The organism is Halarcobacter bivalviorum, assembly GCF_003346815.1.
GTDB lineage: Bacteria > Campylobacterota > Campylobacteria > Campylobacterales > Arcobacteraceae > Halarcobacter > Halarcobacter bivalviorum.
In genome coordinates this window covers 2,240,659-2,262,371 of sequence record NZ_CP031217.1, presented here as the reverse complement: position 1 = coordinate 2,262,371, position 21,713 = coordinate 2,240,659, and the positions used below count along the sequence as shown (strand labels likewise).

Here is a 21,713-nt window from a genome sequence, read left to right as displayed (position 1 = left end):
TAATGCAAAAAAGACTTTATGATAATAAACATTTAAATAAATTAATTGTAGTACATAAACCTATGTTTAGGTCATCAAACTCTTATTTAAATCAAATAAAAAGAAAATATAGAAATAAAAAAGCAGGCTTTTCTGGAACACTTGACCCTTTTGCTTGTGGATGTTTAATTGTTGCTTTTGGACAATACTCTAAACTATTTCAGTTTCTAAAAAAAACCCCTAAAACTTATAGAGCTGTTATTTGGCTTGGCACTACTTCTGAATCTTTAGATATTGAAAATATTATTAGTATAAAAGATGAAAAAAAATTAGATGAAAAACAAATAGAACAAGAGATAAAAAATCTTGTAGGAGTACATGAATATTATCCTCCTAAATTTTCTGCTAAAAAAATTGATGGGAAAAGAGCTTATGAAATGGCTAGAGAAGGAAAAGATGTGAAGATGAAGAAGTCTTCAATGCAGATTTTTGATACGAAATTTATCTCATACAATCATCCTTTTATAACTTTTGAATCTACAGTTAGTGAAGGTTCATATATTAGAAGTTTAGCTCAAATTCTACTTGAAAGTTTAGATGCAAAAGGAACACTCTCATATTTAAATAGATTAAATGAGGGAATGTTTTTTTATGAAAATGAAAAAGAGTTAAACCCTTTAGAGTATTTAGATATGGAAGAGAATATCTATAGTGGTGAAAAAAGCTATTTTGAAAATGGAAAAAAGATTTCTCTTGATTTTTTAGAAAAAAAAGAAGAGGGTATTTATATAGTTAAGTTTGAAGAGTTTTTTAGTATAATCCAAATTTTAGATAATGAAGTAAAATATCTTTTAAATAAGGTAAATCTATGATACTTACAAAAAAATCATATGCAAAAGTTAATATTTTTTTAAAAATAATGGGGAAAAGAGATAATTATCATGAATTATCTTCTCGTTTTGTAAGAGTACACTCTTTATTTGATATAGTTAGTTTTAAAAAAGAGAGTTGTACAGAGTTTACATTAGAAGGTAACTTTGGATGTGAAACTAAAAAAAACACTATTTATAAAGCCTACTTATTATTAAAAGATATTTCAGCGAAAGTAGAAGAGTATTTTAAAAATCATAAAGTAATTGTAGATAAAAAGATTCCTGAATTTGCAGGTTTAGGTGGTGGAAGTTCAAATGCTGCAACTTTTATGCTTATGGTAAATGAAGAGTGTAATTTAGGTTTAAGTAAAGATGATTTATGTGAAATTGCAGTAAAAATTGGTGCTGATGTTCCATTTTTTGTTTATGAATATGATAGTGCAAACGTAAGTGGCATTGGTGAAAAAATTGAAAAATTTGAAGAAGAAATTTTAGATATAGAAGTCGTAACACCAGCAATTATGTGCAATACAGGAGAGATATTTTCTGCATTTAGAGATAAATTCTATAGTGAATTTAAAGAGTGTGAAGCGATTAAGCTTTATAAGCTAAAATCAACAGAAATATTAAAAGAACATAGCATAAGCGAAGCAAATGATTTATATAAGCCAGCAAAATCAATCTACAAAGAGTTAGAAAAATATGAAAAAAAAGATTGGTTTTTTAGCGGAAGTGGCAGTTCATTTTTTAGGATAAACAATGGCAAAAAATAAAGAAAAAAATTTAACATTTAAAAATAAAAAAGCATATCATGACTATCATATATTAGAGACACTTGAAGCTGGAATTATGCTTCAAGGAAGTGAAGTAAAAGCTATAAGAGATAGTAGAGTTAATTTAAAAGATACACATATTAGAATTATCAAAAATGAAGTTTATGTTTTAAATATGCATATTACACACTTAAGTACGGCACATACGACATTTAGACCAGATGAAAGAAGAAGTAGAAAACTACTTTTGCACAGAAAACAAATAGAAAAATTATATGCAAAAGTGACAAAAGAGGGTGTGACTTTAATACCTACAAAACTATATTTTAACTCTAAAAATATGGTTAAAATTGAAGTAGCTGTGGCAAAGGGTAAAAAGCTACATGATAAAAGGGAAGACTTAAAACAAAAAACATTAAAAAAAGAAGCTTCTCAAGCTTTAAAAAACAACTACTAAATTTACAATTATAATTGATATCATTATGCAATAGATAAATTTGTAAAATTAAACAAAACTTAAAAAAAAAACTAAAATATTAAGCTTAAATTTATTGCCGTTTAGCTAAGATTTTGATGATAAGTGACAAAAAAGTGACTTGTATAAAAAATTAGTAGGAGGAGATTGATGCAAAACGGTTCACAAATCGAGTACGATTACTCAATTGCAAAAGCCTTTACATTTGCAACAATTCTGTTTGGTATCATTGGTATGACTATTGGTGTTATACTAGCGTTTCAACTTGCATTTCCAGGTTTAAACAACCTAGCAGGTGAATATGGTACTTTCAGTAGATTAAGACCTTTACACACAAATGGTGTTGCTTTTGGTTTTACTCTTAGTGGTATCTTTGCGTGTTGGTATTATATTGGGCAAAGAGTTTTAAAAGTATCTTTAAAAGAGTCTCCATTCTTAATGGGTGTAGCAAAGTTACACTTTGTACTTTACTTCATTACTATTCTTTTAGCTGTAGTTACATTATTTATGGGTATTACAACTTCAAAAGAGTACGCTGAATTAGAATGGCCTTTAGATATTTTAGTTGTTGTTTGGTGGGTATTATATGGTATCTCTATTTTCGGTTTAATTGGAATTAGAAGAGAAAGAACATTATATATCTCAATTTGGTATTTTATTGCTGGGTTTATTGCAGTTGCTATGCTATACCTATTCAATAATATGGAAGTTCCAACATACTTTGTATCTGGTTATGGTGCTTGGTATCACTCTGTATCTATGTATGCAGGTACAAATGATGCATTAGTACAATGGTGGTATGGACACAATGCAGTTGGATTTGTATTTACAGTTCCAATTATTGCTATGATTTATTATTTCTTACCAAAAGAGTCTGGACAAAATGTTTACTCTTATAAATTATCAATCTTAGCTTTCTGGGGTCTATTATTTGTTTACCTATGGGCAGGTGGACACCACTTAATTTACTCTACTGTTCCAGATTGGATGCAAACAATGGGTTCTGTAATGTCAGTTGTATTAATCTTACCATCATGGGGATCAGCAATTAATATGCTTTTAACTATGAAAGGTGAATGGCAACAATTACAATCTAATACTCTGATTAAGTTCATGATTTTAGCTTCAACATTCTATATGTTATCTACAATCGAAGGACCAATTCAGTCTATTAAATCTGTAAATGCAATTGCTCACTTTACTGATTGGATTCCAGGTCACGTACATGATGGTGTTTTAGGATGGGTTGTATTCATGATTATGGCAGCACTATATCACATGGCACCAAGAATGTATGGAAGAGAGATTTACTCTAAATCGTTAATGGATACGCAATTCTGGTTACAAACTACAGGTATTGTATTATACTTTACTTCTATGTGGATTGCAGGTATTACTCAAGGTATGATGTGGAGAGCTTATGATGAATATGGTTCATTAGTATACTCTTTTATTGATACTGTAACAGTACTACAACCATACTATACAATTAGAGCTGTTGGTGGATTAATGTACCTAATTGGATTCTTTATGTTCGCATATAACATGTACAAAACTGCAACAGCAGGTAGAGTACTTGATAAAGAACCAGTAAATGCTACTCCAGTAGCGGCTTAAGAAGGAGGGTGTAATAATGTTTCATTGGTTTGAACAAAGACCGTTTTTCTTTGCGGTATTAGTATTTGTATTTATTTCTTTCGCAGGAATTATTGAAGTTATTCCTGATTTTGCTAAACAAGCTAGACCAACTGTTGGTACTAAACCATACAGTGTGTTAGAGTTAGCAGGAAGACAAGTATATATTAAAGATTCATGTAATGCTTGTCACTCACAGTTAATTAGACCATTTAAATCAGAGACTGATAGATATGGTATGTATTCATTATCTGGTGAGTATGCATATGATAGACCATTCTTATGGGGATCAAAAAGAACTGGTCCAGATTTAATGAGAGTTGGAAACTATAGAACAACAGATTGGCATGAGACACATATGATGGATCCAGCTTCAGTTGTACCTGGAACTGTTATGCCAGCATATCCACATCAGTTTACTAATATAGCTGATTTAGATACTGCTTATGCAGAAGCATTTACTGTTAAAACTGTATTTAAAACACCATATGATCAAGACTTAGATGGTGATGGAAAAATTGATGTAGAGTTAGGTAATTATGAAAGCGCTATTGCAAAAGCTAAAGAAGATGCAAAAGCAATTGCTGCTGATATGAAAAACCAAGCTGTAAAAGATGCCGTTGCAAACGGTCAAGTTCCTGAAATTGTTGCATTAATTGCATATTTAAATTCTTTAAAATAAGAGGTTAAAATGGATCAAGAGACTCTTCTTACTATACAAGGTTATGCGAAATTTTTCCTAATCTTGGCAGTATTCATTGTGTTTTATTCGTATGCTTTTTCTATATATAGAAGAGATAAAAAGGGTGAAAGGGATTTTGAAAAATATTCAAACTTAGTTCACGATGATGCGATAGAGTCTGATCCTCTCGAAGATAGAAATAAAGAAGAAAAGAATAAAGAGAAGGAGAAATAATATGAAATCTATGGTAATAGGTGGTATTATTCTTATCATTGCTCTAATCTCAGGAACATATATTGTTGCTGGTGATGCTTTTAGCTTTGGTGAGGATTATATTAATGACCTTACGATGTTAGCTGCTATTGCAATTATTACTATTACTGTATTTGTTGCATTAAAGTATGTTAATCAAATGAAAAATGATACTGCGAGTGGTGAGTTATCTGAAGAGAACTGGGACGGTATCGGAGAGTATAAAAACCCTATTCCAACTGGTTGGGGATTAGCGTTTATTGGTACTTTAGTTTGGCTATTTTGGTACTGGACAATTGGTTACCCAACATCTGGGTTCTCTCAAATTGGTCAATGGAATGAAGAAGTAAATGAGTATAATGCTAGATTTGCTTCAAAATGGGAAAATCCATCTAATGAAACTTTAGTTGCAATGGGTGAATCTACATACTTAGTACAATGTGCACCTTGTCATGGTGTTGATGCTGAAGGTATCAATGGAAAGGCACATGATTTAACTAAGAGAATGGCAAAAGACCAAGTTGCATATGTAATTACAAATGGTGCAAATAACTTCCCAGATGTATATCCAGCAGGTATGCCTCCAATGATGTTAACTGAGCAAGCAGATATTGATGCAGTATCTTCTTATGTAGCAGGTGGATTTAAAGGTGAGCAACCAGCAGCATATGCAGTATGTGCTTCTTGTCACGGTGCAGATGGTAAAGGTATGGCTTATGTTGGTCCAAACATTGTTGAGTATGATGATGCAATCGTAGCTACTGTTTTAGAAAATGGTAAAAAAGGTACAATTGGTATGATGCCTTCATTTAAAGGTAGATTAAATCCTACTCAAGAAAAAGCAGTTGCTGCTTATATTAGAAGTTTAGGAGAGTAAAATGGCTGGAAATTCACAAATGAATGAAAATGAAAGAGGACTATTTTCTCTTCTTCATGGAATTACAGGAATGTTAATTGCAACAGTTTTACTTCTAACAATCTTAGGAGTACTAACGTACAATGCGATTGTAGTTCAACAAAATGAGTCTACAAATTTTTATAAAATCAATCAAGATTTAAATGCTTTAAAATTCAATAGTACTGAAAATTTAAAGCACTATGAACTTGTTGGTAAACCTCAATAAGGAGAGATAAAAATGGATAAAATTATTGGAATCTTATTATTAGCAGCAGCTGGACTGTCTGCATATTTATCTTTCTTTGACTCAGCAAGAGTTTATGTAGGTTAATGAAAAATTTTAACTTTATTAAAGTAGCAGTTTTTTCACTGCTACTTTTCTTATCTTCAAATCTTTATGCAAGCAAATTCGTTTTAAGTGATGATGGTTTAATTGACCAAAGAGCTATTGGTAAAATAGATGAAATTGGTAATGAAACATTTTCTAAATTAGGTGTAAATATTTATGTTTATGCAAAAAGTACTTTAGGTCTTGATGCTAATATCTCAACAAAAGATAAAATTAAATATATTAAAGAGTATGAATCAAATATTATAAGTAATCTAGCTGAACCATATGTTTTATTAAGTATGGCTGTTGAAGATACTCATGTAAATTTAATTGTATCTTCAAGTTTAAAAAATGTTGTTGATAAAAATGAGATTTTAAATAGTTATGTTGTACCATTACTTGCCTCAAAAGATAAGAACTCAACTTTTGCAAAAGCAAGTGCTGCAATTTTGAATGGTTATGCTGCAATAGCAGATACAGTAGCTGAATCAAAAAACATCAAACTTGAAAGTAGCATTGGAAGTTCAGGTAAAGTTGCAGGAACAGTATGGAAAGTCTTTATGTACTCATTAATTGTTGCAGGACTTTTATTATATGTGTATGCAGTTTTAAGAAGAAAAAAATAGGAAACTAATTCATGAAAAAAAGAAATTTTTGGCCTCTATTATTTATTGGTCTTTTTTCATTTACTTTTTCAATGATTATTTGGACAATTTACTCAGCTGTAAATACTCCAGTTCATGAAGATGAAACTTTTTTAAAGTCTTATCAAGATTTAGATGAACATTTTAATGATGTTGTTAATTCAAATAAAGCTTTTTCAAATAAATATAATTTTCAAATTGTATTTAATGATGATAAAAAATTTGATTTAATAATTGATGATATGTTTAAAGCTCAAAGAGTTATTGAAAAGACATCTTTACATAAAAATAGTTTTGTAAAAGGTAAAAATAAAGTTGCTGTATTAGTTACAGATAAAGATGGAAATATTGTTAATGATTTAGAGATTAACTTTAGAATTTCAAGACCAACGAACCATAAGTTTACTATGGATTTTAAAACAGAAGATTTTAAATTAGAAAATGGAGAGTTTGTAACTTATTTAGAGTTGCCTCTAAAAGGGAACTGGAATGTTACTGCTAATTTTAAAACTTCAACTGATACAGGATACTTATACATAAAATCAGATGCTACAGAGCAATAATTTATTAGTATTACCTACTTCAAGATCAATAAGAGAGTATTTTGATAAAGATAAACTATCAAATACTCTTTTACCTACAGTCATCACAATTGATGAGTTTTTTAAAAAATCACTTTTTTTTGAAAATAAAAAAATAATTGATGAAGAACAAAGATTTTTATATTTAAATGAAGCTGTTAAAAATGTAAATTTAAAAGCTTTAGGAATATCATCAAGTTTCAACTCTTTTTTAAAACAAAGTGATTATATATATAGATTTTTTTTAGAGATTTCAAGTGAAAATGTAAGTATAGAATCAATTGCCAGTGCAGATACTTATTCATATTATGAAGAGCATTTAGAGATTTTAATTCAAATTTATAAAAATTATTTAAAAATATTAGAAAAGAATAGTGCAATAGATAGAATTAATATGCATCTATTTTTTAATTTAAATAGAGATTTTATTGAAAGATATAAAAAAATAAAGATATTTTTTGAAGGATATTTTACTCAGTTTGAATTTGAACTTGTAAAAGATATTTCTCAAATTGTTGATTTAGAAATAGAGTTTATTTCTAATGAATATAATAGAAAATCAATACAAAAATTTATAGATTATGGCTTTGAATTAGAAACAGATAAGAAGTATTTAATAAATTTATCAAAGAAAGAGATTGTTCTAAGTGAATCTTTAAATGAAGAATTAGACAGTTTGAAAATAGAGGGCTTCTCTTCAAGAATAAATCAAATAGCTTTTATAAAGAATTCAGTTGTTGAATTTATTAATAAAGGGCTTGATCCTTCTAAAATAGCCTTGATTTTACCAGATGAGAGTTTTGCTAAGGTTTTAAGACTATTTGATAATGAAGGGTACTTTAACTATGCAATGGGTATTGATATTTATGATACTAGATTATATAAAACTTTAGATGCAATAAATAGCAGTTTAGTTGATGATGAAATAAAAGTTATTAAAAACCTTGAATATATAAATATAGATTTTGAATTTTATAATGAGATTTTTTCAAATAGCTCAAAGTCATTTTTAACAAAAGATAAGTTTGATAAAATTTGTGAATATTTAAGAAGTTTAGAAGAGAATAGGGAGCTATTAGAAAAGTTTGATGAAGTCTGCTTTAGATATGAAAAACTTATTTTTTCACAAGAACAGGCAATTCTTTTAAAGGATGCTTTTAAAATATTTTTTCAAAAAGTATCTTCTTTAACACTTGATGATATAAACTCAGGTAAAATCACTGTAATGGGATTATTAGAAAGTAGGTTAATTAATTTTGATGCAATTATAATTTGTGATTTTAATGAGTCCTTAATTCCTAAAAGAAGTTTAAAAGATAAGTTCTTATCATCGGCATTAAAACAAAAAGTAAATCTACCTACTGTAAAAGATAGAGAGGACTTACAAAAATATTATTATCAAAGATTGATTTCTAATTCAAAAAATGTAGCTATCTCTTTTGTAAAAAATGATTCAGACCAAATAAGTAGATTTGCTAATAGATTGTTTGAAATAAAAATTTCTGAAAAACTACATGACAATGAATATAAACATATACTTTATTCACAAAATAGTTTAAAGCATTTTAACGAAGATATTGTCTTAGATATAGACTTATCAAAACTTATTTGGAGTGCAAGTTCATTAAAAGAGTTTTTAGAGTGTAAAAGAAAATATTATCTAAATCATATTCTAAAAATAAAAGAGCATAATATCTCTTTAAAGCCAAGAGGCTATGAATTAGGAAATATTGTGCATGATAGCTTAGAAGAGTATTATAAGCAAGATAAGAGAGGTTATGAGGCTTTATTATCAATATTTAATAAATATAGAAGTGAGAATCCATTTTTAAATCTTGATTTAGAGATTTGGAAAAGAAAATTAAAAGATTTTATTGAGCAAGAAGAAAAAAGATTTGAAAAAGGGTATAAGATAATTGCTTTAGAAAAACCTTTTCTTTGTGAATATGAGGGAGTAAAACTTCAAGGAAAGATAGATAGAATAGATGTATTAGCAGATGAATATTTTGTTATTGATTATAAAACATCATCAAATCTAAAAATTTCTACAAAAAGAACTTTTGAAAATGCAACAGATTTTCAACTAGAATTTTATTTTTTAGCTTTAGAAAATCTTTATAACTCTAATAATATTAATACCTTTTATTATGATTTATATAATATGAAACTATTAGAAGAAGTAGCTTTAAATGAAAAATTAGAGCTTTTAAAGAGTATTATAAATGGATTTAAAACAACATCTGTCTCTTTTGATAAATGTGAGAATAATCAAACTTGTCAATATTGTGTATATAAAGTAATTTGTAATAAAGAATAGTTTTTATACAGTTTAATTTTATTTAGATTAAAAGATTTTGTTAGAATATACTTATCTCTTAAGTTTACAAATTTGACATAAAAAAAGGTTAGGATTTCTCCTAACCTTTTTTTGTTTATAACTTAAATTAAGAAGTTATTAGAAAGAGTATTGTACGTGAACTCTTCCCATTGTTCCATCTTCGTTTGAATTATCAACATCTAAGTCTCCAAATCTAACGTAAGTTCCAAAGTTTTTAGACATTTGGTATTTTGCTTGAACATATACTTCGTTAATATCATTACCTTTTTTGTAATCAGCTTGAGAATAGAACAGACCTACATTTACTTTTTCTGTTACATCTGCTGTTGCATGAACATATAAGTATTCAGTATCTGCTGAACCGTCAGCTGTTACTCTCCAGTGGTAATCCATATTTGTTTGAGAACCAGAATCAATGTAAACATTTCCACCCTCATCATCAGACTCACCATATGCAGCGAAAGCAGAGAAAATTCCTAATTGTGCATTTAATCCAACTTGCCATAATGCATTATCTTTTGATGATTCATCTAAATCTAATGAAGAATATCTAGCAAATGGAGAAAGTTTAACTGATGCAACATCATAAGATGCAGCTAACCCAATTGTATATGCGTCAAAAATATCTTGTAAATCAGCATAGAATGCATCTAAAGTAATTCCAGCAAAAGAAGCTACAGCTCCTAATACATAAATATTTTCAGAACCATCAGTATTTAATAAACCACTTGTTTCTGCTTGAGAAAAGTTTGTTTGATTAAAGTATGCACCAACAAAAGTTGCAGGTCCTACAGAATATTGTGCAAGGATACCAGTTCCTGTTTGCTCGTCACCCATAGCATCTCTTGATACAGTCCATGGAGTTGCAATACCTTGTTTACCAAATGTTACAGATAAACCTTGAACACCTGTATATGTGAAGTTAACCTCAGAAAGTGTTAAATCAACATTTGCATCACTATCAGTTGATGTTCCTAAGCTTGCAGCATCAGTTTTTGAACCAATAATAAATCTTGTATTTGCAGTAATATCATCATTTACTTTTGATTTTAAGTTTACTGCAATTTTATAATTGTTTGTTGCACTACTGCTATTAGCATCAGCTTTAGCACCTTTAGCTTGATCTTCATAATCATTGTATCTATACGCAACTGTACCAGATACATCTACGTTTTTGATTGCTTCTGCTAGAGGTTGTGCAGATGCAGCAGTTCCTGCTACAGCTAATGCTGCAACTAAACTCATTTTTGCGAATTTTTTCATTTTTGTCCCTTTTGTGTTAAATGAACCTATATTATATATAAAAGTTATTAAAAAAGTGTTTATAAGTTGTAAAAAAAATATACATTAACTCTTTTGAGAAATTAAAACATCTTCAATTATTTTTGTAATATCTCCATCTAAGATAGCTTCAACATTAGAATAACCAATATTACTTCTATTATCTTTTACTTGCTGATAAGGCTGTAAAACATATGATCTAATTTGATGTCCCCATCCAATTTCACTTTTTTCTGTTCCATTTTTTTCTGCATTTTGTTTTTCTAACTCTAATTCATAAAGTCTAGATTTTAACATTTTCATCGCACTAGCTTTATTTTTATGTTGAGATCTATCATTTTGACATTGAACTACAATATTTGTAGGAATATGAGTAATTCTAATGGCAGATTCAGTTTTATTAACATGTTGACCACCAGCACCACTTGCTCTATATGTATCTATTCTTATATCTTTATCTTCTATTTCAATATCAATATTATCATCTATTTCAGGACTTACCATAACAGATGCAAAAGAAGTATGTCTTTTAGCATTTGAATCAAAAGGTGAAATTCTTACAAGTCTATGAATACCATTTTCTGCTTTTAAGTATCCATAGGCATTTTCACCTTTAATAATAAAAGAAACATCTTTTATTCCTGCTTCTTCTCCATCTTGATAATCAAGTACTTCTATTTTAAAGTTTTGTCTTTCTGCCCATCTTAAGTACATTCTATAAAGAATTGAAGCCCAATCTTGAGATTCTGTTCCTCCTGCTCCTGGATGAATAGAAATTATTGCATTTGAAGAATCATCTTCTGAACTAAGCATAACTGCAATTTCTGTTGATTTAATAATAGTTTCTAACTCTTTCGCTTCTTCAAAAAGAAGTTCTAAAGTATCTTCATCATTATCATCTGTTGCCAATTCATAAAGTTCATTAGTTCCTGATAATGCTTCATTTGCTTTATTAAATTTACTTAAAGAACTTAATAATCTATTTTTTTCAATACCAATTTTAGTAGCAGTTTCAACATTATTCCAAAAATCTTGTTGAGATTCTAATTCTTCAATCTCTTTTAATCGTTTTTTTAACTCTTCAGGCTTTAAAATATTTTTAATATTTTCAAGCTTTTTATTTAATAGTTTTAATAACTCTGAATATTCGTAATTATCCATTAACTATTTATTTTCCTCTTGTTTTTCTTCATTCTTTTGATTTATACTTCTTAAATAAACATAAACATTTTTAATATCATGGCTATCCATTAAAGTTGCATATGGTTTCATAACAAAAGCCATTCCTCTATCATAATCACCGTTATTATACCCTCTAATAGATAGAGTAAAGTCTTGTAGGTTTAAATCTTTGATTGGTCTTGACATACCTCTTGCTTCTAGTTCTCCATTTTGACCATGACATGAAATACATTTAGAATTGTATAGTTTTTCTCCAGATTTACTTTTTCTGATATATGCTTCTTTTTTCTTAGTAGCAATCTCTTGTTTTTTTCTCTCTTCTAATCTATTTAGAATTTTTTCTTCTAATGCTTTTTCATCTAATGAAGAAATGCTTTTTTCTTCTTTTTTGAAAATATAGATATAGTTTGAACCATTTTCTGTCTTTTCAATATTAATATCTGCTACATTCCATCCTTCATTTTTCATATCTTGAACAGACTTTTGATTTTGGCACTCTCCACCACTTAAATTTGTAGTTTCTATTGTTGTCATATTTTTATGATTTTCTTTAAAACACATTGTAGTTTGTGCACTTAGAACAGTTGTAGTTAAAATAGATGTTAAAGCAATGCTTGATAGAAGTTTCATTTATATCCTTTTATTAAATTAAGGATATTTTAGCATAAATAAAATAAATAATATTTGAGTAAAAAAAAAGGCTAGAGAGAAAACTCTCTAGCCTTAGGAAAAGTAAATTAAACTTTCTTATTAGAAAGAGTATTGTACTTGTAATCTTCCGATTGTACCATCGTTATCTTTAGATTTTCCGTTTTCAGTATAGTCATTTTCAAATTCTGCTTGACCAAATCTGATGTATCCACCAAAGTTTTTAGACATTTGGTAATCAGCTTGTAAGTAGTATTCAGTATCAGTTGAATCTTCTCTTGTAGTTACACCATTGTTAGACATTTTATCTTTATCTAATTGGTGGTAGTTAGCAGAGATTTTTAAAGATGGTAATACTTGTACACCAGCTTTAACTTGTAAGTACTCAGCATCAGCAACACCGTTTAATTGAACAGTGTATCCTTGCATACCAGTCTTAGCATCATCATCTAAAGCAGCTAAACCACCTTCAGAATCAGTCCATCCATAGTTAACGTCTGCAGAGAAAATACCTACTTTAAGACCTAACATAACTTTTGTTAAAGAGTTGTCATCTTTGTGGTTAATTCCAAGAGTATTATCTTTTTCAGCATCCATTTCAGTGTGTCTTGCACCAATAGATAATTTAACTGCATCTAAATCAAATTTAGCCATTGCACCTAAAGTGAAAGTATCAAATTGATCTTGTAAATCTAAGTACCAACCATCTAATGCAACTGGACCAATGTTAGCCATTGCACCTGCAGTGATAACATTCTCATCACCTTGGATTGCACCTTTACCATTTCCAGAGTTGTTTAAGTTAGTTTGGTTGAAATATGCACCAGCTAAAGTAACAGGTCCTACATTTGTAAGAGCTAAGATACCAGTACCAGTTTGCTCATTTCCATCAGCATCAACAGCTACAGTCCATGGAGTAGTTAACCCTTGTTTACCTACATTAATTGTAGTATTAGCAATACCAGTGTATGAGAAGTAAACATTTGATAAAGAGATATCAGCTTGTCCATCTGATCCATTTGTTGCATCTAAAGATACAAAACCAGCATCAGTTTGAGAACCAACGATAAATCTAGTAACTGCAGTTACATCATCATTTACTTTTGCTTTTGCAGTTAAACCGATTTTATAGTTGTTTTTTCCAAGATCTCTGTTTTTACCATTATCTCTTGCATCATCTTCGAAAGCTCTATCATCATATCTATATACAACTGTACCAGATACGTCAACATTTTTAATAGCTTCTGCTAAAGGTTGTGCAGATGCAGCAGTTCCAGCTACAGCTAATGCAGCTACTAAACTCATTTTTGCGAATTTTTTCATTTTTTCTCCTAAGTTTACAAATTTGTAAGCAGTTAACCGGACGCGCGAACAATCTATATGAATAGACTTTTTCCGGATGACCGTTGCACAAATTCTACATCAGCAAAAATAAAAGTTTTCTTAAATTGGACTTTTCTTGACCTATTGATGGGAAATTTAAGCTAGGTTTCAAATATAGATAAAAATTATATTTTTTAATAAAAAGAAATGTTATACATCTTGTTTAATTTTCTAATGAAACAATGCAATTTTTTAAAATATTAGGTTTTGATATTTTAATTTTTAGGTTTTTGATAGGATAATTTTCACTTAGAAACTTTTCAATATATAAAATTGCTTCTTCAAGAAGTTCAAACTTTTCTTTCTTCATAATCTTTTCAACTTTAGAAGAAATTTCTGAATAATCTATAAAAGTATCATTATTAATATAATCATAATTAAAGAAAATATCTATAATAACTTTTTGTTTTTTTACTCTTTCAAAATCAAGTATTCCAATAATACATTTAAAAGTTAAATTTTCAATTGAGATTTTCATTAGTGATTTAAAAGAAGAAGTTATCTTAGATAACTTTTTTCTCTTCTCCTTTTATAAGTCTAAGAATATTTGGAATATGTTTATAGTAAATAATAAAAGCAATTAAATACATAGGAGCATTACTTCCTATTTCTAAACCATTATTTAAAAATAGTGCAGCTATTACAACAGCAGTAAGACCTAAAAGTGATGATAAAGATGAAACTTTAAGAACTTTTGCACAAAAAATCCAAACAACTGCACCAATTAATGTTGGTATTGGAATTAAAACTAAAAATACTCCAAGTCCAGTTGCAACACCTTTCCCTCCTTCTAATCCTAAGAAGATAGAGTAACAGTGACCTAAAATTGCTAATACTGCAATTGCCCAAAGTGTAGAAGTACTTGCATCTAACATCATTGCAATTAAAATTACAATAGTTCCTTTTAGTGCATCTAAAATAACAGTTGCAACACTCAGTTTTTTTGCTAAAGAAGGATTTGTCTCTTTTACCACTCTTAAAACATTTGTAGCACCTATTGATTTACTTCCATGTTCTTTAATATTTACACCTGCAAAAACCTTTGCAAGAAGTAATCCAAAAGGAATAGAACCAGCTACATAAGCAACAATATAAAATAGGATATTAAAATTAAATAGAAAATCCATTTAAAACCTTGAAGTTAAATTTGAAGCTGAATTATACCTAAAGTTTGTTTAATCGTTTTTACTTTAATTAGTTATAACTAAAATTTTGATATATTCCCACTAAATTATTTGATGAAATATCATAGATAAAATAAAAGGCAAAAGTTGAACTTAAAGATGGACTTAAAAGAGGAAATTTTAAAACTAAAAGAAGAGTTAGATGTAACTTTAGTTGCTCACTTTTATCAAAGAGATGAAGTTTTTGAATTAGCAGATATCACAGGAGATTCTTTAGAACTTGCAAGAAAAGCGAAAGAAACAGATTCAAAATATGTTGTTTTTTGTGGGGTAGGTTTTATGGGGGAGAGTGTAAAGGTTTTATCTCCTGAAAAGACAGTATTAATGCCAAAAATTGCCTGTTGTGCAATGGCAAGAATGATTGATGAAGGTTATTATGAACAAAACCTTAAGCAAATCAATGAAGCTGGAATTGCTAATGAAGATATCTTACCAATCACTTATATTAATTCAAGTGCAGCAGTAAAAGCAAAAGTTGGTGAAATGGGAGGTATGGTTTGTACTTCTTCAAATGCATATAAAATTATTGAAAAAGGTTTAGAATCTGGAAAGAAGATATTCTTTGTACCAGATAGATGTCTTGGACAAAACTTTGCAAAACAGATGAATCTAAAATCAGCAATTGTTGGTGATGGAAGTGATTTAAAAGAGGCTGATATTATTTGTTATAACGGTTTTTGCTCTGTTCATCAGTTATTTACAGTTGATGATGTAGAGTTTTATAGAGAAAAATATCCAAATATTTTAGTAGCAGTTCATCCTGAATGTGACCCAAGTGTTTGTGATGCCGCAGATTTTGTAGGTTCTACTTCTCAGTTAATTCAATATATTAAAGATTTACCAATAGAACAAAAAGTTGTTGTAGGTACAGAGTTTAATATGGTAAATAGACTTAGAGATAAAAATACTTATATTTTAAGTTCTACAAAACCTGAATGTCCAACTATGAATGAAACTACTTTAGAAGATGTTTATAGAACATTAAAATCTATTAAAGATAATAATATTAGTGAAGAGACACTAATCAAAGTAAATGATGAAACAATTAAATGGGCAAGAGTTGCTTTAGAGAGGATGCTTGAAGTATGATAAATATTAAAAAATTTGTTAAAAATGCTATTATCGAGGATAATGGTAGAGGAGATCTATTTTTTGATGTAGCTCCAAAAGGAAAATTTACTGCACGTGCAATTGCAAAAGATGATGGAATTTTAGCAGGTGAGCTTTATGCTAAAGCATTAGCTAAAACTGAAAAGTTTGATTGCAAATTTTTAAAACATGATGGAGATGTTTTAAAAAAAGGTGATGTGATAGCAAAACTTGAAGGGAAAGCTTCTATTTTATTATCATCTGAAAGAACATTTTTAAATATGCTTCAACATGCTTCTGGAATTGCAACTATGGCAAATAAATTTGCAAGTAAAATTGAAGATTTAGATGTTGCTTTACTTGATACAAGAAAAACAAGACCACAACTTAGAGATTTCGAAAAATATGCAAGTAGAATTGGTGGAGCGATTAATCATAGACTTGGACTTGATGATTGTTTAATGATTAAAGATACTCACATGAGAACTATTACAGATCTTGAAGAATTTATTAAAAAAGCAAGAAAAAGAATCTCATGGGTTACAAAAATCGAGATTGAGTGTGAAACTTTTGAACAAGTAAAAGAAGCAATGAAAGCTGGTGCTGATATTATTATGTGTGATAATATGAATCCAGAGCAAATCAAAGAAGTAGTAAAATATAGAAATGAAGTTCATCCTCATGTTTTATTAGAAGCTAGTGGAAATATCAATTTAGATACTGTTAGAGAATATGCTTTAACAGGAGTTGATGCGTTAAGTTCAGGAAGTATTATTCATCAAGCTACATGGCTTGATTTTTCAATGAAATTTGACTAATTTACTATTGGTTAATTCTTTTAGAGTATAGTGAGAAGATGAAAAAAGACTTTATACTTAGTAATAAAATTAATATGACAGATTATGCAAAAGCTTTAGAACTGATAGAAAAGAGTAGATATATTCTTATAGTTACTCATGTGAACCCTGACCCTGATTCTATTGGTTCAGCTCTTGCTTTATCAAATTTTTTATATGAAAATAGAATTAAGCATAAGGTTTTTAATGTTAGTTCAGATCTACCTCAAAATTTAGATTTTATTCCAAGATTTGAAAAAATAACAGACCAATTACCAAAGTTTTATGATTTGGTAATCTCTTGTGATTGTGGAACATATGGAAGATTAGGATTTGATGTACCAAAAGATATTCCTATAATCAATTTTGACCATCACAAGTCAAACAATGGTTTTGGTAAGATTAATATTGTTGATTCTCTGAAGAGTTCAACAGCAGAGATTGTTTATGATTTTTTTAAACATAATGGTCTTTATATCACAAAAGCTAGTGCAACAGCATTATATGTAGGAATCTATGATGATTCTTTAGCTTTTTCTCTTGGAAGATGTGATGAATTAACATTTGATAAGGTAAACCATTTAGTTAAGTTTGGAGCAAGTCCCTCTGAAATTGCAAATAAGCTTTTAAGAAGAGATTCTTTAGCTAAATATAGAATTATCCCTAAAGTATTAGAAAGTCTTGAACTTTATAAAGAGGGTGAGGTAGCTTCTATTTACGCAAAAACAAAATGGTTTAAAGAGACAGGAGCTCATAATAGAGATTGTGAAGATGCTCTTGATATGATAATGAGTATGCATATTGTAAAAGTTGCATTTTTTGTTAGAGAAGTAAATGGTGTATCAAGAATTTCTTTACGTTCAAAGGGAAAGATTGATGTATCTAAAGTAGCTGCTAAATTTGGCGGAGGTGGTCATCTTAATGCAGCGGGTTGTTCCCTTGATACAACTGATATAGAAAAAGCAAGGAAAAAAGTTTTAAAGGAAGTTCTTGAGACGACAAAAAAATAGTTTTGGAAAGTTAGTTATCTTTTTAGTTTTAGCAATTGTTATAGCAGCAGCAGTATTTGTTTATTTTTCACCACAGTTTGAAAAAGAAAGCCCAAAAATTACAACAGAAAATAGTTTATATTGGAATGGAAAAGATAAATTAACTATCTCTTTATATGATGATAGTGGTATTAAATCTTATAGTGCTTATTATGTTAGTAATAATGGACCAGTTGTAATTAATAATCAAAAATTATCATCAAAACAGACAAATGTGACTTTTAATTTAGGTGATATTAGATTAGACCCAAATGCTAAAAGTGTAAAGATTATAATAGAAGTAACAGATAGAAGTAATTGGAATTTCTTCCAAGGAAATAGTGTCTCAAAAGAGTTTATTCTTGAAGTAGATAGAAAAAGACCAGTTGCGAATGTAATTACAAACTCTTATAATATTAGACAAGGTGGAAGTGCAGCAGTTGTTGTTGAGGTAAAAGATGAAAACCTAAGTGATAAATATATAACTTTTAATAATGAATATAGATTTGAATTAATTCCATATAAAAAAGAGAATTTTTATATGGCAATTATTGCTTGGCCTGTTTGGGAAGAAGAGTTTTCAAGAGTTAATCTTGTAGCTATAGACAAAGCAAATAATAAAACTATTTCAAAAGTACCTCTTTATATAAAAGATTTAAAAATTAAGAATGATAAAATAAAAATCAGTAAGGATTTTGTTGAAAAAATCTCTATACCTGTTTTACAGAAAAGTGATTATGAAGTTCCAACTAATAGTGTAGATATCTTTTTAAAACAAAATAAAGAGTTAAGACTTAATAATGTTGCAACAATAAAAAAAGCATCAGTTGAAAATATGTCAAGAGAGCAGGTTGAAAAGTTTACTTTGAAACCTTTTTTAAGACTTACTGGTTCTAAAACATTTGCAGGCTTTGCAGAGAGAAGACATTATTATTATGAGGGTGAAAAGATTGATGAAGCTTGGCACTTAGGAATGGATTGGGCAAGTATTAAACATGCAAATATAAATATCTCTAATCCAGGTAAAGTTATTTATAATGATTATTTAGGAATTTATGGAAATACTTTAATAATTGATCATGGATATGGAGTTCAATCTTTATATGCACATACAAGTAAATCTTTCGTACAAACAAGTGAAGATGTAAAAGCAGGAGATAAAATTGCTACAACAGGAAGTAGTGGAGCTGTATTTGGAGACCACTTACATTTTGGAGTATTAGTTCAAGGAATTGAAGTAAATCCTTTAGAATGGATGGATAGAAATTGGATAAAAACAAGAATTACAAATATTCTTCAAGAAGCAGATTATGCAATTAAAAGTAGTGACAAATGAAACAAAGAACAATAGCAAATAGTGTAGAAATTGTAGGAATAGGACTTCATAAAGGAGTTCCTGTTAAGATGAAACTTGAGCCTTTAGATTCTAATATGGGAATTGTTTTCTATAGAGAAGATGAAGGTGTAACTATTCCTTTAAAAATAGAGAATGTAGTTGATACAAAAATGGCGACTGTAATTGGAAAAGATGGGGTAGTTATTTCAACTATTGAACATCTTTTATCTGCTGTTTATGCTTATGGAATTGATAATTTAAGAGTAGTAATTGATAATGATGAAGTTCCTGTCCTTGATGGTAGCTCATCTGGATATTGTATGCTTATTGAAGAAGCAGGAATAAAAGAGTTAGCTGCTTCAAAAAAAGCAATTAAAATTAAGAAAAATGTTGAAGTTACAACAGAAGATGGTAAAAGAGTTGCTTTAAAACCTTCTAATCATATTATTTATGATTTTTCAATTGATTTTGACCATCCTGTAATAGGACAACAAGAGTTTAGATTTGATTACTCAATTGAAGAGTATAAAGAAAATATAAGCCGTGCAAGAACATTTGGCTTTTTACATGAAGTTCAATATTTAAGAAGCCAAGGTTTAGCTCAAGGTGGTAGCTTAGAAAATGCAATTGTATTAGACCAATCAAAAGTACTAAATCCTGAAGGTCTAAGATATAATGATGAGTTTGTAAGACATAAAATTTTAGATGCAATTGGTGATATGGCTCTATTAGGATATACTTTAGTTGGAGAGTATGATGCTCATGCAGGAAGTCACTACTTAAATCATTTACTTACAAAAAAAGTATATGAAAATGAAGAAAATTATGAGATACTTGATTTAGAAATTGCAAATGAAGAAGCACAAGTATTTGAAATGGCATATTCTAAGGTTCAAGCTTGATAGAAGCTTTAGTTATAAGTATAGCCAATCCTCTTCTAATTGGAATTTATAAAGATAAAGTTTTAATTGAAGAGATAAATAAAGAGGGTATGACTTCTGATATTTTACCTACAATTTTTGAGAATTTATTAGAAGAATATGATATAAAAAGAGTTACATATGTAAATACTCCAGGTTCATATATGGCAATTAAAGTAGCTTATGTATTTTTAAAAACAATATCAATCACTAAAAATATAGAGTTTTTTGCTTGTAGTGGTTTTGAGTTTAATGAAAATAGTCCAATAAAAGCTTTAGGAAAAAAGTATTTTATAAACTCAGCAACTGGTATTAAAGTAGATTTTTTAGATAAAGATACTAAAATGTCGGATTTTAAATTGCCAAAGCAACTAAATAGTATAAATTTTAGTGATGAGACTTTGCCAATATATAATTTACCTGCGGTATAAAGGAAAATAGATTGAGAATTAGTGTTCCAGCAACAAGTGCTAATTTAGGACCAGGATTTGATACACTTGGTTTAGCAATTTCATTACATAATCAAGTAATAATAAGACCTTCAAAATTCCATAGTGTGTCATTAAGAGGAGAGGGTTCTAATAATCCAGTTCTTAAAGATAACAATATGTTTATTGCTATTTTTAATGATTTCTATCATAATCTTTCAAAAAGAAAAAGACATTTTAGATTTGAATTTACAAATGAAGTTCCATTATCAAGAGGATTAGGAAGTTCATCAGCAGTAATTGTTTCAGCAATTGCAAGTGCATATGCAATAGAAGGTATTAAGTTAGATAAGCAAAAGTTATTAAACTTAGCCTTAGCATATGAAAATCACCCTGATAATATTACGCCAGCTGTAATGGGTGGATTTAATGTTGCAACAGTACAAGATAATGAAGTTAAGTTTATTAGAAAAACTTTACCAAAATCATTAAAAGCGATTGTTGTAATTCCAAATAGGCCTATTTCAACTCAACTTGCAAGAAAAGCATTGCCTTTTAAATATTCAAAAGAAGATACAGTATTTAATATTTCACACTCTTCTTTATTGACAGCAGCATTTATGACTGAAAATTGGGATATGTTAAGAGCAGCTTCATTGGATAAAGTACATCAAAAATATAGAATGAAACAGATGCCTGAGCTTTTTGATGTTCAAAAAACGGCACTTAAAAGTGGTGCACTTATGAGTACTCTTTCTGGTTCGGGTTCAACTTTATTCTCTATGTCACATAGAGATGATGCTCAAAGAATTGAAGCTGAACTTAAAAAAAGGTTCCCTCATTTTAAAGTTATCTCTCGTAACTTTGATAATGATGGAGTTAGAGTAGAAGACTAAAAATAATAAGTTTAAGTAAAAATTAGGTATTATATTGACTAT

24 protein-coding genes are annotated in these 21,713 nt (G+C 28.9%); 18 read left to right on the top strand and 6 right to left on the bottom strand.

Annotated features, from left to right (window positions below; translation table 11 throughout):
• The first annotated feature begins 2 nt into the window (after nucleotides 1-2).
• The 11 genes from truB to ABIV_RS11420 all read left to right on the top strand — a co-directional run bounded on the left by truB (nucleotide 3) and on the right by ABIV_RS11420 (nucleotide 9,439).
• Nucleotides 3-851, top strand: a complete 849-nt coding sequence (gene truB, locus ABIV_RS11470; RefSeq protein ID WP_114840010.1) for a tRNA pseudouridine(55) synthase TruB — start codon at nucleotides 3-5, stop codon at nucleotides 849-851.
• Nucleotides 848-1,624, top strand: a complete 777-nt coding sequence (locus ABIV_RS11465; RefSeq protein ID WP_205526929.1) for a 4-(cytidine 5'-diphospho)-2-C-methyl-D-erythritol kinase — start codon at nucleotides 848-850, stop codon at nucleotides 1,622-1,624. The genes truB and ABIV_RS11465 overlap by 4 nt, the downstream gene beginning before the upstream one ends.
• The gene (gene smpB, locus ABIV_RS11460; protein WP_114840009.1) at nucleotides 1,611-2,081 is read left to right on the top strand and encodes an SsrA-binding protein SmpB; all 471 of its coding nucleotides are present in this window, start codon (nucleotides 1,611-1,613) and stop codon (nucleotides 2,079-2,081) included. The genes ABIV_RS11465 and smpB overlap by 14 nt, the downstream gene beginning before the upstream one ends.
• A gap of 168 nt (nucleotides 2,082-2,249) precedes the next feature.
• Nucleotides 2,250-3,716 (top strand): cytochrome-c oxidase, cbb3-type subunit I, encoded by a 1,467-nt coding sequence (ccoN, locus tag ABIV_RS11455; protein WP_114840008.1) that lies wholly within the window; start codon nucleotides 2,250-2,252, stop codon nucleotides 3,714-3,716.
• A 16-nt stretch (nucleotides 3,717-3,732) separates the two neighbouring features.
• Nucleotides 3,733-4,416 (top strand): cytochrome-c oxidase, cbb3-type subunit II, encoded by a 684-nt coding sequence (ccoO, locus tag ABIV_RS11450; protein WP_114840007.1) that lies wholly within the window; start codon nucleotides 3,733-3,735, stop codon nucleotides 4,414-4,416.
• Between the two features lie 9 nt (nucleotides 4,417-4,425).
• Nucleotides 4,426-4,650 (top strand): cytochrome c oxidase, cbb3-type, CcoQ subunit, encoded by a 225-nt coding sequence (locus tag ABIV_RS11445; protein ID WP_114840006.1) that lies wholly within the window; start codon nucleotides 4,426-4,428, stop codon nucleotides 4,648-4,650.
• Nucleotide 4,651: 1 nt separating this feature from the next.
• Complete coding sequence (locus tag ABIV_RS11440; RefSeq protein ID WP_114840005.1) at nucleotides 4,652-5,545, top strand: c-type cytochrome; 894 nt, start codon at nucleotides 4,652-4,654, stop codon at nucleotides 5,543-5,545.
• A gap of 1 nt (nucleotide 5,546) precedes the next feature.
• Nucleotides 5,547-5,792 carry a DUF4006 family protein gene (locus tag ABIV_RS11435; protein WP_114840004.1) on the top strand — a complete coding sequence of 82 codons (246 nt, stop codon included), beginning with the start codon at nucleotides 5,547-5,549 and terminating at the stop codon, nucleotides 5,790-5,792.
• 104 nt (nucleotides 5,793-5,896) lie between these two features.
• Nucleotides 5,897-6,523: a hypothetical protein gene (locus ABIV_RS11430; protein ID WP_114840003.1), complete on the top strand. Its 627-nt coding sequence runs from the start codon at nucleotides 5,897-5,899 to the stop codon at nucleotides 6,521-6,523.
• Between the two features lie 11 nt (nucleotides 6,524-6,534).
• The gene (locus ABIV_RS11425) at nucleotides 6,535-7,104 is read left to right on the top strand and encodes a FixH family protein (protein WP_114840002.1); all 570 of its coding nucleotides are present in this window, start codon (nucleotides 6,535-6,537) and stop codon (nucleotides 7,102-7,104) included.
• Complete coding sequence (locus ABIV_RS11420) at nucleotides 7,088-9,439, top strand: PD-(D/E)XK nuclease family protein (protein ID WP_114840001.1); 2,352 nt, start codon at nucleotides 7,088-7,090, stop codon at nucleotides 9,437-9,439. The genes ABIV_RS11425 and ABIV_RS11420 overlap by 17 nt, the downstream gene beginning before the upstream one ends.
• Before the next feature lie 138 nt (nucleotides 9,440-9,577).
• On the opposite strand, the gene ABIV_RS11415 is transcribed toward ABIV_RS11420, so the two are convergent.
• The 6 genes from ABIV_RS11415 to plsY form a co-directional block, all read right to left on the bottom strand.
• Nucleotides 9,578-10,723 carry a porin gene (locus tag ABIV_RS11415; protein WP_114840000.1) on the bottom strand — a complete coding sequence of 382 codons (1,146 nt, stop codon included), beginning with the start codon at nucleotides 10,721-10,723 and terminating at the stop codon, nucleotides 9,578-9,580.
• A gap of 84 nt (nucleotides 10,724-10,807) precedes the next feature.
• Complete coding sequence (gene prfB, locus ABIV_RS11410) at nucleotides 10,808-11,902, bottom strand: peptide chain release factor 2 (RefSeq protein ID WP_114839999.1); 1,095 nt, start codon at nucleotides 11,900-11,902, stop codon at nucleotides 10,808-10,810.
• Nucleotides 11,903-11,905: 3 nt separating this feature from the next.
• A complete protein-coding gene (locus ABIV_RS11405) occupies nucleotides 11,906-12,553 on the bottom strand; it encodes a c-type cytochrome (RefSeq protein WP_114839998.1) in 648 nt (215 codons plus the stop codon).
• A 120-nt stretch (nucleotides 12,554-12,673) separates the two neighbouring features.
• Nucleotides 12,674-13,894, bottom strand: a complete 1,221-nt coding sequence (locus ABIV_RS11400; protein WP_114839997.1) for a major outer membrane protein — start codon at nucleotides 13,892-13,894, stop codon at nucleotides 12,674-12,676.
• Nucleotides 13,895-14,117: 223 nt separating this feature from the next.
• On the bottom strand, nucleotides 14,118-14,432 hold the full coding sequence (locus ABIV_RS11395) for a dihydroneopterin aldolase (RefSeq protein WP_114839996.1): 315 nt from the start codon (nucleotides 14,430-14,432) through the stop codon (nucleotides 14,118-14,120).
• A 25-nt stretch (nucleotides 14,433-14,457) separates the two neighbouring features.
• The gene (plsY, locus tag ABIV_RS11390) at nucleotides 14,458-15,081 is read right to left on the bottom strand and encodes a glycerol-3-phosphate 1-O-acyltransferase PlsY (RefSeq protein WP_114839995.1); all 624 of its coding nucleotides are present in this window, start codon (nucleotides 15,079-15,081) and stop codon (nucleotides 14,458-14,460) included.
• Between the two features lie 156 nt (nucleotides 15,082-15,237).
• Here plsY and nadA point away from each other — a divergent pair, with 156 nt between their 5' ends.
• From nadA to thrB, 7 genes are read left to right on the top strand one after another with little or no spacing between them, the layout of a single operon-like run.
• A complete protein-coding gene (gene nadA, locus ABIV_RS11385; RefSeq protein WP_114840519.1) occupies nucleotides 15,238-16,227 on the top strand; it encodes a quinolinate synthase NadA in 990 nt (329 codons plus the stop codon).
• Entirely contained in the window at nucleotides 16,224-17,045 is an 822-nt protein-coding gene (nadC, locus tag ABIV_RS11380; protein WP_114839994.1) for a carboxylating nicotinate-nucleotide diphosphorylase, read from the top strand. Before nadA ends, nadC begins: the two co-directional genes overlap by 4 nt.
• 38 nt (nucleotides 17,046-17,083) lie before the next feature.
• Complete coding sequence (locus ABIV_RS11375; RefSeq protein WP_114839993.1) at nucleotides 17,084-18,073, top strand: DHH family phosphoesterase; 990 nt, start codon at nucleotides 17,084-17,086, stop codon at nucleotides 18,071-18,073.
• Nucleotides 18,054-19,427, top strand: coding sequence for a M23 family metallopeptidase (locus ABIV_RS11370; protein ID WP_114839992.1), 1,374 nt, complete (start codon nucleotides 18,054-18,056; stop codon nucleotides 19,425-19,427). The genes ABIV_RS11375 and ABIV_RS11370 overlap by 20 nt, the downstream gene beginning before the upstream one ends.
• On the top strand, nucleotides 19,424-20,329 hold the full coding sequence (lpxC, locus tag ABIV_RS11365; RefSeq protein WP_114839991.1) for a UDP-3-O-acyl-N-acetylglucosamine deacetylase: 906 nt from the start codon (nucleotides 19,424-19,426) through the stop codon (nucleotides 20,327-20,329). The genes ABIV_RS11370 and lpxC overlap by 4 nt, the downstream gene beginning before the upstream one ends.
• A complete protein-coding gene (locus ABIV_RS11360) occupies nucleotides 20,326-20,778 on the top strand; it encodes a hypothetical protein (RefSeq protein WP_114839990.1) in 453 nt (150 codons plus the stop codon). Before lpxC ends, ABIV_RS11360 begins: the two co-directional genes overlap by 4 nt.
• An 11-nt stretch (nucleotides 20,779-20,789) precedes the next feature.
• Nucleotides 20,790-21,671: a homoserine kinase gene (gene thrB / locus ABIV_RS11355; protein ID WP_114839989.1), complete on the top strand. Its 882-nt coding sequence runs from the start codon at nucleotides 20,790-20,792 to the stop codon at nucleotides 21,669-21,671.
• Nucleotides 21,672-21,713: the final 42 nt, after the last annotated feature.

Coding starts and splice junctions, on each gene's coding strand:
- lpxC (WP_114839991.1), top strand. CDS start 19,424: ATGAAACAAAGAACAATAGCAAATAGTGTAGAAATTGTAGGAATAGGA.
- ABIV_RS11425 (WP_114840002.1), top strand. CDS start 6,535: ATGAAAAAAAGAAATTTTTGGCCTCTATTATTTATTGGTCTTTTTTCA.
- ABIV_RS11465 (WP_205526929.1), top strand. CDS start 848: ATGATACTTACAAAAAAATCATATGCAAAAGTTAATATTTTTTTAAAA.
- ABIV_RS11445 (WP_114840006.1), top strand. CDS start 4,426: ATGGATCAAGAGACTCTTCTTACTATACAAGGTTATGCGAAATTTTTC.
- truB (WP_114840010.1), top strand. CDS start 3: ATGCAAAAAAGACTTTATGATAATAAACATTTAAATAAATTAATTGTA.
- ccoO (WP_114840007.1), top strand. CDS start 3,733: ATGTTTCATTGGTTTGAACAAAGACCGTTTTTCTTTGCGGTATTAGTA.
- ABIV_RS11420 (WP_114840001.1), top strand. CDS start 7,088: ATGCTACAGAGCAATAATTTATTAGTATTACCTACTTCAAGATCAATA.
- prfB (WP_114839999.1), bottom strand. CDS start 11,902: ATGGATAATTACGAATATTCAGAGTTATTAAAACTATTAAATAAAAAG.
- ABIV_RS11435 (WP_114840004.1), top strand. CDS start 5,547: ATGGCTGGAAATTCACAAATGAATGAAAATGAAAGAGGACTATTTTCT.
- smpB (WP_114840009.1), top strand. CDS start 1,611: ATGGCAAAAAATAAAGAAAAAAATTTAACATTTAAAAATAAAAAAGCA.
- nadA (WP_114840519.1), top strand. CDS start 15,238: ATGGACTTAAAAGAGGAAATTTTAAAACTAAAAGAAGAGTTAGATGTA.
- ABIV_RS11415 (WP_114840000.1), bottom strand. CDS start 10,723: ATGAAAAAATTCGCAAAAATGAGTTTAGTTGCAGCATTAGCTGTAGCA.
- ABIV_RS11395 (WP_114839996.1), bottom strand. CDS start 14,432: ATGAAAATCTCAATTGAAAATTTAACTTTTAAATGTATTATTGGAATA.
- ABIV_RS11430 (WP_114840003.1), top strand. CDS start 5,897: ATGAAAAATTTTAACTTTATTAAAGTAGCAGTTTTTTCACTGCTACTT.
- ABIV_RS11405 (WP_114839998.1), bottom strand. CDS start 12,553: ATGAAACTTCTATCAAGCATTGCTTTAACATCTATTTTAACTACAACT.
- ccoN (WP_114840008.1), top strand. CDS start 2,250: ATGCAAAACGGTTCACAAATCGAGTACGATTACTCAATTGCAAAAGCC.
- ABIV_RS11375 (WP_114839993.1), top strand. CDS start 17,084: ATGAAAAAAGACTTTATACTTAGTAATAAAATTAATATGACAGATTAT.
- ABIV_RS11440 (WP_114840005.1), top strand. CDS start 4,652: ATGAAATCTATGGTAATAGGTGGTATTATTCTTATCATTGCTCTAATC.
- plsY (WP_114839995.1), bottom strand. CDS start 15,081: ATGGATTTTCTATTTAATTTTAATATCCTATTTTATATTGTTGCTTAT.
- ABIV_RS11400 (WP_114839997.1), bottom strand. CDS start 13,894: ATGAAAAAATTCGCAAAAATGAGTTTAGTAGCTGCATTAGCTGTAGCT.
- nadC (WP_114839994.1), top strand. CDS start 16,224: ATGATAAATATTAAAAAATTTGTTAAAAATGCTATTATCGAGGATAAT.